This is a genomic window from Streptomyces roseicoloratus (assembly GCF_004117935.1).
Taxonomy (GTDB): domain Bacteria; phylum Actinomycetota; class Actinomycetes; order Streptomycetales; family Streptomycetaceae; genus Streptomyces; species Streptomyces roseicoloratus.
Genome location: NZ_SDOY01000118.1, coordinates 166524 through 178412, shown reverse-complemented (window position 1 = coordinate 178412; position 11889 = coordinate 166524). Strand labels below are relative to the sequence as shown.

At 74.6% G+C, this 11889-nt stretch carries 9 protein-coding genes; 5 read left to right on the top strand and 4 right to left on the bottom strand.

Annotated elements, in window-relative coordinates:
- The first annotated feature begins 30 nt into the window (after window positions 1-30).
- Window positions 31-933 carry an SGNH/GDSL hydrolase family protein gene (locus ESG85_RS16605; protein ID WP_128980016.1) on the top strand — a complete coding sequence of 301 codons (903 nt, stop codon included), beginning with the start codon at window positions 31-33 and terminating at the stop codon, window positions 931-933.
- A gap of 137 nt (window positions 934-1070) precedes the next feature.
- On the opposite strand, the gene ESG85_RS16600 is transcribed toward ESG85_RS16605, so the two are convergent.
- Window positions 1071-3518 (bottom strand): glycoside hydrolase family 3 protein, encoded by a 2448-nt coding sequence (locus ESG85_RS16600; RefSeq protein ID WP_128980013.1) that lies wholly within the window; start codon window positions 3516-3518, stop codon window positions 1071-1073.
- 144 nt (window positions 3519-3662) lie between these two features.
- On the opposite strand from ESG85_RS16600, the gene ESG85_RS16595 reads away from it, so the two are divergent.
- Window positions 3663-4298, top strand: a complete 636-nt coding sequence (locus tag ESG85_RS16595; protein ID WP_128980011.1) for a TetR/AcrR family transcriptional regulator — start codon at window positions 3663-3665, stop codon at window positions 4296-4298.
- A gap of 126 nt (window positions 4299-4424) precedes the next feature.
- Here ESG85_RS16595 and ESG85_RS16590 read toward each other — a convergent pair whose 3' ends face one another.
- Together ESG85_RS16590 and ESG85_RS16585 are read right to left on the bottom strand one after the other, a co-directional pair.
- The gene (locus ESG85_RS16590) at window positions 4425-5654 is read right to left on the bottom strand and encodes a serine hydrolase domain-containing protein (RefSeq protein ID WP_128980009.1); all 1230 of its coding nucleotides are present in this window, start codon (window positions 5652-5654) and stop codon (window positions 4425-4427) included.
- A gap of 188 nt (window positions 5655-5842) precedes the next feature.
- Window positions 5843-6643: an NAD(P)-dependent oxidoreductase gene (locus ESG85_RS16585; RefSeq protein ID WP_128980007.1), complete on the bottom strand. Its 801-nt coding sequence runs from the start codon at window positions 6641-6643 to the stop codon at window positions 5843-5845.
- A 49-nt stretch (window positions 6644-6692) separates the two neighbouring features.
- Here ESG85_RS16585 and ESG85_RS16580 point away from each other — a divergent pair, with 49 nt between their 5' ends.
- Both ESG85_RS16580 and ESG85_RS16575 read left to right on the top strand, forming a co-directional pair.
- Window positions 6693-7619: a LysR family transcriptional regulator gene (locus tag ESG85_RS16580; RefSeq protein WP_128980005.1), complete on the top strand. Its 927-nt coding sequence runs from the start codon at window positions 6693-6695 to the stop codon at window positions 7617-7619.
- Between the two features lie 32 nt (window positions 7620-7651).
- Entirely contained in the window at window positions 7652-8365 is a 714-nt protein-coding gene (locus ESG85_RS16575) for a carbon-nitrogen hydrolase family protein (RefSeq protein WP_128980003.1), read from the top strand.
- A gap of 206 nt (window positions 8366-8571) precedes the next feature.
- On the opposite strand, the gene ESG85_RS16570 is transcribed toward ESG85_RS16575, so the two are convergent.
- Complete coding sequence (locus ESG85_RS16570) at window positions 8572-10776, bottom strand: M4 family metallopeptidase (protein ID WP_128980001.1); 2205 nt, start codon at window positions 10774-10776, stop codon at window positions 8572-8574.
- A 145-nt stretch (window positions 10777-10921) separates the two neighbouring features.
- On the opposite strand from ESG85_RS16570, the gene ESG85_RS16565 reads away from it, so the two are divergent.
- Window positions 10922-11881, top strand: coding sequence for a LysR family transcriptional regulator (locus ESG85_RS16565; RefSeq protein WP_128979999.1), 960 nt, complete (start codon window positions 10922-10924; stop codon window positions 11879-11881).
- Window positions 11882-11889 lie beyond the last annotated feature (8 nt).

Here is an 11889-nt window from a genome sequence, read left to right as displayed (position 1 = left end):
TCGCGAGGACGCCGAGGAAGGGGCCGCGGGATGCTGCGCGGGCGACACCGATTCCGTGCCGCCGCCGCGGGGACGGCACTGCTGTGCGCCGTGACGGCGCTCGCGGGCTGTTCGGCGGAGGGCGGCACCGGGCAGGGCCCGCACGCGGCCTCGGCCGCGCCGAAGCCGAGGCCGACGCCTCCGCCGAAGCCCGTCTGGAACGTCTCCCCCGGCTCGGTCGCCGCCGTCGGCGACTCCGTCACCCGCGCCTTCGACGCCTGCGCGGTCCTCGCGGACTGCCCCGAGGCGTCCTGGGCGACCGGCACGGACGCGGCCGTGAACAGTCTCGCGCTGCGGCTGCTCGGCCCGGAGAAGGTGGCCGGCCGCAGCTGGAACCTGGCCCGCAGCGGTGCCCGGATGGCGGAACTGCCGGAGCAGATGGCCGCCGCGGCGGCCGAGCGGCCGGAGCTGGTGACGGTGATGATGGGCGCGAACGACGCGTGCCGGCCCCGGGCGGCGGACATGACCCCGGTCGAGGACTTCCGCGCCTCGTTCACGACGGCGCTGGCCCGGCTGCGGGCCGGTGCGCCGAAGGCGCAGGTGTACGTGTCGAGCGTGCCGGACCTGCGCCGGCTGTGGGAGACCGGCCGGGTGAGCCCGATGGGCCGTCAGGTGTGGAAGCTCGGCGTCTGCGGCTCGATGCTGGCGGACCCGGAGGACCTGGGGGCGGCGGCCGAGGAGCGCAGGACCCGGGTCCGTGACCGGGTGGTGGCGTACAACGAGGTGCTGCGCGAGGTCTGCGCGAAGGACGACCGCTGCCGCTACGACGGCGGTGCGGTCTTCGGCTTCGCCTTCGGCCGGGCCCAGCTGAGCCCGTGGGACTTCTTCCACCCGAGCAGGGACGGCCAGGCGCGGCTGGCGGAGATCGCGTACCGGCAGATCAGCAGGAGGTAGGCCGTCTCCTTCGGTTCCCGCCCCGGGCGGCGGGAACGCGCCCGTGAGCCCCGGAGCGGCTGTCAGGTTCCGCTCCGGGGCGGCTTTTCACGGCCGGCGGGGCCGCGGACGGCCCGCGCCGCACCCGCGCCGGTTCCTCACCTCTCCAGCGTCGCACTCAGGCGGGCGTCCGTCAGGGAGTGGGCGGCGAGGAGCTCGTACGTGCCGCGGACGGTGGTCCAGGCGTTCCGGGCCTCGTCCCAGATCTCGAAGGCGCGGCGGGACAGTTCGACGGTGACCTCGACGGTCTCGCCGGCGGCGGCCTCCACGCTCGCGAAGCCGGCCAGCCAGCGGGCCGGGCGCTCGGGGCCGTCCTCGGTGGGCGCGAGGTAGAGCTGGACGACCTCGCGGCCGGCGCGCCCGCCGGTGTTGGTGAGGCGGACGGTCGCGGACTCCGGAGTGGCGACGAGGGAGTCGTAGGTCCAGGTGGTGTAGCCGAGGCCGTGGCCGAAGGGGTACGCGGGGACGGCGCCGGCCTTGTCCCAGGCGCGGTACCCGATGAACAGGCCCTCGGTGTAGGTGAGTTCCCCGCCGGTCGGGGTGACATCGGTGACCGGTGCGTCGGCGAGGGCGGCGGGCCAGGTGGTGGGCAGGCGGCCACCGGGCTCTTCGGCGCCGGTGAGGACGTCGGCGAGCGCGGCTCCGCCCTCCTGGCCGGGGAACCAGGTGAGCAGGATCGCGGCGACGTCCTCGCGCCAGGGCATCTCGACCGGGGAGCCGGCGTTGACGACGACCACGGTGTTCGGGTTGGCGGCGGCGACGGCGCGGACCAGGTCGTCCTGGCGGCCGGGCAGGGCGAGGTCCCTGCGGTCGAAGCCCTCGGACTCGACGCGCTCGGTCGTGGCGACGACCACGACGGCGGTGTCGGCGGCGCGGGCCGCGGCGACGGCTTCGGCGATCAGTTCGTCGGGGTCGCGGCGCGGACCGAGGTGGACGAAGGAGAACATGACGGCCGGGAGCGGCGCCGCGAACTCCTTGTCGAGGGTGTGGAGCAGGGACACCTCGACGGTCTCGCCGGCCGTGAGGGCGACCTTGCCGCGCTCGACGGGCGAGCCGAAGAAGGCCTCGAAGGGGTCGGTCTCGGGCCCCATGGCCTGGACGCCGGCGAAGAGGGTGCGGCCGCCGACCGTGAGGCTGTACGCACCGAGGCCGCGGGTGCCGAAGGCGTGCTCGCCGCTCTCGCGCGGGGTGAAGGTTCCGGTGACCTCGACGGAGGCGAGCTTGTCGTGGGTGACGCCGGCCGGGAGGTCGTCGCCGATCCACTGGACCTGGCCGTTGGGCAGGCTGCCCTCCCCGATGACGTTCCCGGCGGCGTCGCGGCAGACGGCGCGGAGGGTGAAGCCCTGGCCGGCGGGGGCGAGTTCGTCGCTGGGGTCGGCGCCGACCGCGTAGGAGAGCGCGCCGTCGGGGAGGGCGGCGGCGAGGCCGTCGAGCGGGGAGACGACGTGGTCGGGGAAGACCTGGGCGGAGCCGCCGCCGAGGACGCGGGCGTCGCGGGCGGCGGCTCCGGACAGGGCGACGGTGGTGCCGGCGGCGAGCGGCAGGGCCCGGCCCTCGTTCCGCACGAGGACGAAGCCGCGGCGGGCGAGCTCGCGGGCCAGGGCGTCCCCGTCGACGGCGGCGGGGGGCTCGGTGACGACGGGCGGGGCGCCGTCGAGGGCGCCGACGCGGGCGGCGAGCCGGAGCACGTTGCGCACGGCGGTGTCGACGGCGGACCCGTCGACCTCGCCGGCCCGTACGGCGGCGGCGAGCGTCTCGCCGTAGACGGTGTGCGGGCCGGGCATGGCGACGTCGAGGCCGCCGTCGGCGGCGCCCCGGGTGGAACGGGCGGCCATCCAGTCGGAGACGTTGCAGCCGTCGAAGCCCCACTCGCCGCGCAGCACCTCGTTCACCAGGTACCGGTGCTCGGTCATGGTGGTGCCGTTGACCTGGTTGTACGCGGTCATGATGCCCCAGGGGTGGGCGTGGGTGACGATGGCCTCGAAGGGGGCGAGGTAGAGCTCGCGCAGCGGGCGCGGGGCGATCCGGTTGTCGACGGTGAAGCGGTCGGTCTCGGCGTCGTTGCCGACGAAGTGCTTGACGGTGGTGCCGACGCCGCCGTCCTGGACGCCCTGGACGTAACCGGTGCCGATGGCGCCGGTGAGGTACGGGTCCTCGCTGTAGGCCTCGAAGTGACGGCCGCCCAGCGGGCTGCGGTGGAGGTTGACGGTGGGCGCGAGGAGGACGTGGACGCCCTTGCGGCGGGCCTCCTGGGCGAGCAGCCGGCCCGCCCGGCGGGCGAGGGCCGGGTCCCAGGTGGCGGCCAGCGCGGTCGGGGACGGCAGGGCGACGGACGGGTCGTCGGCCGTCCAGCGGACACCGCGGACGCCGACGGGGCCGTCGGACATGACCAGCGAGGCCAGGCCGATCTCGGGCAGCGCGGGCAGCGACCACATGTCCTGGCCGGCGAGCAGCCGCGTCCTGGCGTCCAGGCCGAGCCTGCCGAGTGCCGCCTCGACGACCGCCTCGCGCACGTCGTCGGCAGTGGTGACGGTGGTCTCCGCCATGGCCGTACCTCCTCGTGGTGAGCCTTGTGCGGCCCATGGTGACTCGCCTACCTGTAGATCGGTAGGTTACGTTAGCGTTTCGTTATCCAACGGAATGCCGTACGGTCCTGTCGGCAGCGACGTACGACTGAGGGGGACGAGGTCATGGCACGGGGCAGGAGCGAGGAGCGCAAGGCGGAGATCGTCCGGGCCGCCCTCGAGGTGATCGCCGAGCGCGGCTACCGGGGCGCGTCCCTCGGCGCCGTCGCCGAGCGGGTCGGGCTCACCCAGCAGGGCCTGCTGCACTACTTCCCCACCAAGGAGGCGCTGCTCGTCGCCGTCCTGGAGGAGCGCGACCGCTGGGACACCAGCGGCGGCCGGGACCGCGAGCGCTGGCGGCTCGACCTCATGGAGTCGCTGGTCGAGTACAACGCGATGCGCCCCGGCATCGTGCAGACCTTCTCCGCCCTGCTGGGCGAGAGCGTCACCGAGGACCACCCGGCCCGGGCCTTCTTCACCGAGCGCTACGCGCAGGTGCGGGAGAACATGGCGGACGTGCTGAGCGCCGAGTTCGGCGAGACGCTGCCCGGCGGTCTCACACCGGAACGGGCGGCGCCGCTGCTCACGGCGGTGATGGACGGTCTGCAGTTCCAGTGGCTGCTCGACCCGGACGCGGTGGACATGCCGGCCGCCTTCCGGGACTTCCTGCGCCTGCTCCGGGCCCCGGACGCGGCGGGGCGGGGCGGGGCACTCGCCGACAGCGGCCAGGACGGCGAGAGGAACGGCCGACCGGGCGCGTGAGCGGGTCCCCCGGGCGCGGCAGGGCGGGCGCGGGGGCGACGGGACGCGAACCCGCGACGCGGCCGGCCGCCAGGCTCCGGGCTCCGGGCTCCGGGCCCCGGGCTTCGGGCTCCGGGAACCTCGTGGCTAGCGCGGCGTGATCCCGCCCGCGTACACGTTCTCCGGCGAGACGACCGACGTGACCGCGCGGGCGACGAGGGTCGAGGGCTCCTGGCCGTCGACGAGGGAGTCCGTGTTCAGGATGAGGACCAGGGTCGCCTTCTGCGCGGGCAGGTGGACGGTCACGGTCTCGTAGCCCGGCAGCGAGCCGTTGTGCCCGATCCAGCCGTTGGTCTCGAGGATGCCCAGGCCGTAGCTGGTGCCGGGGAAGCCGGTGGGGAGCGTCTTCAGCCGCTGGGCCTGCGTCGCGGGGCTCAGCAGCTTTCCTTCGGCGAGGACGGGGGCCCAGCGGCGCAGGTCCTCCAGGGTGGAGATCATCCCGCCGGCCGCCCAGGCCCAGCTGGGGTTCCAGTCCGTGGCGTCGGCGACGGCACCGGTGAGGGTCTGGTCGGTGTAGCCGTGCGCGTGCGGCTCGGGGAACTCGGCGCCCTTCGGCAGGAAGCTGTGGCGCAGCCCGGCCGGGCGGACCACGCGGTCGTGGAGGACGTCGGCGAGCCGCCGCCCGGTCACCTTCTCGACCACGAGGCCGAGCAGCACCAGGTTGGAGTTGCAGTACTCGAACGTCGCGCCCGGCTCGAAGGTGTTGGCGTGCCGGTAGCCGTACGACAGCACCTCCCACGGGGTGAAGGCGCGCTTCGGCTCGCTCAGGAGGTCGTGGATGAAGTCGGGGTCGGAGGTGTACGGGAACAGGCCGCTGCGCATCTCCGCGAGGTGGCGCAGCGTGATCCGGTCGCCGTTCGGGACGCCGCGGACGTACCTGTCGATCGGGTCGTCCAGCTTCACCTTGCCGTCGTCGACGAGTTCGAGCAGCGCCGTGACGGTGAAGGTCTTCGTCTCGCTGCCGATCCGGACGTAGGTGTCGGTGAACATCGGCCGGCCGGTGGTCTTGTCGGCGACGCCGGTCGCCCGGACGTAGCAGCCCTTGCCGGGCATCCACACGCCGACGACGAGACCGGGGATGCCGGCCTGCTTGCGGACGTCCTCGACCGTCTTGTCGAGCCTGGCGGTCAGCCGGGGCCCGAATCCGCCGGCCGGGCAGTCGTCGCCGTGGTGCGGGCCGCCGGGGTGCGGACCGGTGCCCGCGCGCGGGGCGGGCGCGGCGTGGACGGGTGTGACGGGTGCCGTCGCCATGGGGGCGAGGACGGCGGCCGCGAGCAGCGTCGCGGCGAGCAGCCGCCGGTGGGGGATACGTCGCATGGGTGGGGGCGCCTCTTCCAGGTCACGGGCCCGGAGCCGGTTGCCGCCGCGGGCTCGCAGTCGTAGCCGTGGCCGAAATCGACCTCGGACGGCCACATCAGCACCGCGGCGGGTGCGGACCGGCCCCCGTCCGGTCCGCGCCCGGCGAGTCCACTCGTTCGGAGCCGCCGCACCCGCGGGGGCGCGCCTCAGCGGATCCGGCCGGCGAGCGCCGACAGGTCCTCGCCCGCGAGCGACGGGTCGGCGGTCAGGGCGGCGTGCACGGCCTCCAGGACCGGCAGCTTCGCCGCGGTGGCGCCGGTGGCCAGGGCCACGTCCTTGGCGGCGAGCGCGACCGGGAAGTGGGCGCCGGTCGCGGTGGCCCGGCCGACGGCGCCGGCCAGCGGGCCCGCGCCGAGGGTGCGCAGGGCCAGGTCGCGGGGCAGGCCGAGGGAGTCGGCGAGGGCCAGGGCCTCGCCGACCAGGGCGACCCCGCCGATGGCGGCGTTGATGAGGACGAGCTTCAGGGCGGCGCCGGTGCCGGGACCGCCGCACGGCGTGACGGCGCCGAACCGGGCGAGGACGTCCGCGACCGGCGCGGTGTCGCCGCCGGCGAGGATCAGCAGCTCGCCGGCGGTGGCCCGGTCGACGCTGCCCATGACGGGCGCGTCGACGAGGGTCACGCCCTCGGGCAGCCGGGCGGCGAGCTCGCCCACGGTGTGCGGGCCGATGGTGGAGGTGTCGATCCAGTGGGTCCCGGGGCGCAGCGCCGGGACCATCCTGTCGGCGACGGCCAGCGCGGCGACCGGGTCGGCCAGCATGGTGACGACGACGTCGGCGTCCGCGACGGCCGCGGCCGGGTCCGCGGCGCGCACCGCTCCGTCGGCGACGAGCGCGGTGTCCTTGCCGGGCGTGCGGTTCCAGACGGTGAGCGGGTGGCCGGCGTCGAGGAGGCGACGGGCCATGGGCAGGCCCATGGTGCCGAGGCCGAGGAAGGCGATCTTCTGCATGGCTCCGACGCTAGGGCCGGCGCTCTCATGCGACAAGCGAATGTCTAGCATGGCAGGCATGCCCACTCCGCATGTCTCGCCGGGCCTGTACGAGGTCTTCCTGGCCGTCGCCCGTGCGGGCTCGTTCACCGCCGCCGCCCGGGTCCTCGGCTACACCCAGTCCGCCGTCTCCCGGCAGATCCAGGCCCTGGAGGACGAGACGGGCGCGGCGCTGTTCGAGCGGCTGCCGCGCGGGGTGCGGCTCAGCGAGGCGGGCCGGGTGCTGCTGCCGCACGCGGAGGCGGTGCGCGACCGGCTCGCCCGGGCCCGGGCCGAGCTGGCGGCGCTGCGCACCCTGGACGGCGGGCTGCTGCGGCTCGGCGCCTTCTCCAGCGCGGGCGCGGCGCTCGTGCCGCGCGCGCAGGCGGTGTTCCGGGCCCGGCATCCGGGAGTCGTGGTGACCAGGGTCGAGGGCCCGTCGGTGAAGCACCTGGGGCTCGTCGCGGCCGGCGAGGAGGACCTGGCGGTGGTGAGCCCGGCCGCGGACCGGCCGGCGCCGGAGGGCGTGACGCTCCATCACCTCCTGGACGAGCCGATGCTGGTGGCGCTGGACCGCGGGCATCCGTACGCGGGGCGGCGCGACGTCCGGCTCGCGGAGCTGGCGGACGAGGAATGGATCGTGGGCAACGAGCGCCTGGAGGACACGCTGTTCCGGGCGGCGCCGGCGGCCGGGCCGCGCCCGCGGACGGGGCTGATGGCGCAGGACTGGATCGCCAAGCTGGGCGCGGTCGCGGCCGGGCTCGGCGTCACGCTCGTACCGGCGCTCGCGGCGTCGTCCGTACGGCCGGACGTGGCGCTGGTGACGATCCACCCGGACGACGTGCCGTACCGCGGCATCTTCGCGGCCACCCCGCCGGCGCCGACGGTGGCGGCGACCGCGTTCCTGGGGCTGCTGCGGGAGACGGCGCAGGAACTAACACCCGCAACCGGCCGTTGATCCTTACCCGCGGAGGCGGGATGATGGCGGTCATGCTCGTCGCCGCCACGCAGTTCGCCCCGGTCGCCGGGGACGTCGCCGCCAACGTCCGCTCGATCGCCGCCCTTGTCCGCGCCGCCGGGACCCAGGGGGCCAGGGTGGTGGTCTTCGCCGAGCTGTCCCTCTCCGGCTACGAGCCGAGCCTGATCCGGGACACGCCCTCGCTCGTCCTGGACGAGGACGACGCCCGCCTCGATCCCGTACGGGAGGCCTGCCGCGCGGTCTCGGCCGCGGCCGTGGTCAACGGCCCGGTCCGCACGCCCGCCGGACGCCCCGGGATCACGACCCTGGTGATCGGCCCAGACGGCTCGACCCTCGCCCGGTACGACAAGCGGCATCTGTACGGCGTCGAGGCCGAGGTCTTCGCGCCGGGCACCGCCGACGGCCGGTTCGAGCTCGACGGAATCCGTTTCGCGCTCGCCACCTGCTACGACAACCGCTTCCCCGAGCTCGCCGAGCGGGCCGCCGCCGACGGCTGCTCGGTGTACCTGGCGAGTTCGGTGCTCGGCGCCGACAACGACTCCTTCGCCACGGTCTATCCGAAGCGGGCCGCCGACCACGCGCTGTACGTGGTGCTCGGCAACGTCCTCGGGCCGAACGAGGACGGCGTGGGCTGCGGTCTGGCGGGGGTCTGGGGCCCGGACGGCGCGCGGCTCGCGGACGCGGGTCCCGGCGAGCCGGGCCACGTGCTCGCCGACGTCGGCTGAACCGTTCCCGCGCATCCGCCCTCCGCGCGGCGCCGTACGCGCGACAGGGCCGGGCCGCCGTGGGACAGACGGCTGCCCGGCCCTCCGGAGGAGACCTCCACGGAACCCCCTGCCCGTGACGGCTGCTCCTCGCCCCCGCTACGGGGCGTCCGGGACCTCGGGACTCCCCTACGGGTTGCTCACAGGCCCTACGGGTTGCTCAGGCCCTACGGGTTGCTCAGGCCCAGCGTGTAGGCGCCCGAGCCGCTGTAGGCGTGGACCACGTAGCGGTAGTAGCCCGCGGTGCCGTTGTAGGTGAGGTCCTCGTCGGCGCTCGCCGTGCCGCCGACCGCCACGTCCGTCCAGCCGTAGCCGTTCCACTTCTGCAGGTAGAGGTCGAAGTCGGTGCCGGCCGGGCCGCGGAGGCAGCCCACGTGGGTGCCGGGGGCCGCCGAGTAGTAGTACGAGCCGTCCGGCTGGACCGCGGTCCGGCCGCTGGCCAGCGAACCCCGGTACGTGTGCTCGCTGTTGTCGCAGCCGGTGGGCGGCGGGGTGTCCTTGCCGACCGTCAGCTGGTAGGTGACCGTGTGCGTGGCGGAGCCGGTGCCGGTGACGGTGATCGGGTAGGTGCCGGTCGCCGCTCCGGTTCCGACCTGGACGGTCATGGTCGAGGAGCCGCCGGAGGTCACCGAGGACGGGCTGAAGGAGACGGTGACGCCGCTCGGCGCGCCGCTCGCGGAGAGCTGCACGGTCTGCGCGCTGCCGCCGGTGGTGGACGTGTTCACCGTGGAGGTGACCGAGGCGCCCGGCTGGACGGAGCCCGAGGCCGGGTTCAGGGCCAGCGAGAAGTCGGGCGTGGTGGTGCCGCCGCAGTCGGTCTCGCCGGACTGGGCGGGGACGCCGATCGCGTTCCAGGCGGCCTTCACCGCGTTGCACTCGGCGCTGCCGTAGGTGTTCTTGGCGGTGGCCAGGGTGGCCTTGCGGGCGGCGAGGTGGTTCCAGGAGGAGGTCTTCATCAGCAGCGCGCCCATGAAGATCTTGCCGGCCTTCTGCACGCCGATGCCGGTCACGGAGGACGGACCGCCGGAACATATGGGGCTCGACGGCTTGCCGCCGCCCGGGTTGGAGCCCTCGGCGAGCAGGTAGAACCAGTGGTTCTGCGGGCCGGCCGCGGCGTGCACCTCGGTGCCGGAGTTCAGCTGCGGGTAGCAGTTGGGGTCGCCGGCGAGCGAGGGGTTGTACATGTAGCGGATCGGCTTGTTGTCGCCGAGGAAGTTCAGCTTCTCGCCGACCGTGTAGTCCGGGGTGTCGTGGGGGTTGTTCGCGAAGTGTTCGGTGAGCGCGCCGAAGATGTCGCCGGTGGACTCGTTCATCCCGCCGTTCTCGTTGGACGAGCCGGCGCTGCCCGGGGTGCGGTCGAAGATCTCGTGCCCGTACTCGTGGGCGACGACGTCGATGCCGGTGAGCTGGTTGGTGCCGTTCTGGTTGCGGCCGAACGTGGTCTTGGTGCCGTCGTAGTAGGCGTTGACCTGGCTGAGTCCCGCGCGGGCCGGGACCATGCCGCCCTGGCCGTTGATGCCGTTGTAGCCGAACCACTGCTTCAGCATGTCGGACTCGCGCTGGGCGGCGTACATGATGTCGACGCAGGCGGTCACGAGGTCGTTGGCGGTGCCGTTGCCCCAGGGCGGCGTGCCGGTGTAGGCGCTGCCGTTCTGGCCGCCGCACCGGAAGCCGGAGCGGTTGGGGTCGGTCATCGCGTTCGCGGCGGTGTCGATGGTGACGTTGCCGTTGTGGTAGCCGCGGCCCTCGGCGTGCCGGACCTTCTCGGTGGCCTGGGTGACCTTGCCGGTGCGGGCGTCGACGTAGGTGTCGAGGGAGCTCGGCAGGCCCTTGGCGGTGCTGCCGACGACCAGGGTGTGCCAGGCGAGGACGGGCTTGTTCCCCTTGAGCAGCACGGTCAGTTCGGGCGTGCTCGCGCTCTCGACGTGTCCGAGCTGGGCGCGGGCGGTGGCGAGGGCGGCGGCCCCGCCGACGGCGGCCCGGGTGGACAGGCTCAGGGCCGGCGCGGGGGCGGCGGCGACGTGGCGGACCGTGCCGGCGCTGTCGGAGAGGACGACGGCGTCGCCGCCGCCGGCGACCGGGAGGCCCTTGTAGGTGCGCTGGTAGGCGGCGTAGTAGAGGCCGCCGGCCCACGGGGTGACGGCGGTGCGGACGAGTTCCTCGTCGGTGCCGTGGCGCAGCCCGTCGAGTCCGCTGTCGGCGGCCCGGTCGGCGGCGGCGAGCGCGAGGGACCTGCCGTGCCCGGGCGGTACGGGCTGCGACGGTCCTCCGGCGGCCGCGGTGGCCGCGGTGGCGGAGCCCGCGAGGGTGCCCGCGAGGCCTGCCGTCAGCGCGAGCGCCGCGAGGGCCGCGGTGAGTCTGGTGGGGTGCACGTCTGCTCCGTTCGGGTGGGGGGAGACGGTGGGACGCGCCGAGTATGTGCGTGGACATGGCAAGACGGGGACATCCCACCCGGCATAAGACCCGCGTTATGCCCAACGCGGCCCGCCGGCCCGAACCGCTGCTTACCCTGCTGCAATGCAGCTGGAGTTGAGACATCTCGAAGCCGTCTGCCGGATAGCGGAGGCGGGCAGCCTGGGCCGTGCGGCGGCCCGGCTCGGCGTGTCCCAGCCGGCCCTGTCCGCGCAGTTGCGACGGATCGAACGGGTCGCGGGCGGCGAGCTGTTCGTCCGCGGCAGGCACGGCGTCGAACCGACGCCGCTGGGCGAGTTCGTGCTGTCGAAGGCGCGCCGCGTGCTCGGCGAGATGGACGCCCTGGCGGCCGGCACCCGCGCCGCCGCGCCCCATCCGACGCTACGGCTCGGCTGCATCCTGCTGGTCCTGATGGACCGGCTGATCGACCGGCTCGAGGACGAACTCGCGGGCCTGGAGCTGGAGATCGGCATCGAGCACTCGGTGACCACGCTCAGCCGGATGCTCGGCGCCGGACAGTACGACGCGATCGTGTACGGGGAGGTCGGCGACCACGAGGTGTCGCTGCCCGAGGGCGTGGCGGCCCGCACCCTCGTCCCGAAGGAACCGTTCTGCGTCCGCATGTCGGCGGCGCATCCGCTGGCCGGGCGCCAGCGGATCGACCTCGCGGAGCTCGCGGGCGAGACCTGGATGACCATGGTGGAGGACGACGACGGCGGCCCGGAGGCGCTGGTCGGCGCCTGCCGCAAGGCCGGGTTCACGCCGACGCTGCGCTACCGGATCGCCGACCGGAAGATGCACTACGACCTGATCGCGGCGGGCCGGGCGATCTCGGTGAGCCAGCCGACGGCGCCGCCCGCCGAGGGCACCGTGCTGCGCCCGCTGGCGGGCGACCCGCTGACCGGCCGCATCCGGCTCGCGTGGAACCGGGCCGCGGTCTCCGGGCGCCGGGCCGGGCAGCTGTACCGGGCGGCGGCGCTGGCGTACCTGGACAACGTGCCGAACAACGCCTTCCACCACACGTGGTGGGAGGCCCGCCCGGAGCTGCATCCGGTGCTGGACTGACGGCGGAG

Excerpts from the sequence above, each read along its gene's own strand:
- ESG85_RS16600 (WP_128980013.1), bottom strand. The coding sequence starts at position 3,518 with ATGGCGGAGACCACCGTCACCACTGCCGACGACGTGCGCGAGGCGGTC.
- ESG85_RS16565 (WP_128979999.1), top strand. The coding sequence starts at position 10,922 with ATGCAGCTGGAGTTGAGACATCTCGAAGCCGTCTGCCGGATAGCGGAG.
- ESG85_RS16605 (WP_128980016.1), top strand. The coding sequence starts at position 31 with ATGCTGCGCGGGCGACACCGATTCCGTGCCGCCGCCGCGGGGACGGCA.
- ESG85_RS16595 (WP_128980011.1), top strand. The coding sequence starts at position 3,663 with ATGGCACGGGGCAGGAGCGAGGAGCGCAAGGCGGAGATCGTCCGGGCC.
- ESG85_RS16585 (WP_128980007.1), bottom strand. The coding sequence starts at position 6,643 with ATGCAGAAGATCGCCTTCCTCGGCCTCGGCACCATGGGCCTGCCCATG.
- ESG85_RS16575 (WP_128980003.1), top strand. The coding sequence starts at position 7,652 with ATGCTCGTCGCCGCCACGCAGTTCGCCCCGGTCGCCGGGGACGTCGCC.
- ESG85_RS16580 (WP_128980005.1), top strand. The coding sequence starts at position 6,693 with ATGGCAGGCATGCCCACTCCGCATGTCTCGCCGGGCCTGTACGAGGTC.
- ESG85_RS16590 (WP_128980009.1), bottom strand. The coding sequence starts at position 5,654 with ATGCGACGTATCCCCCACCGGCGGCTGCTCGCCGCGACGCTGCTCGCG.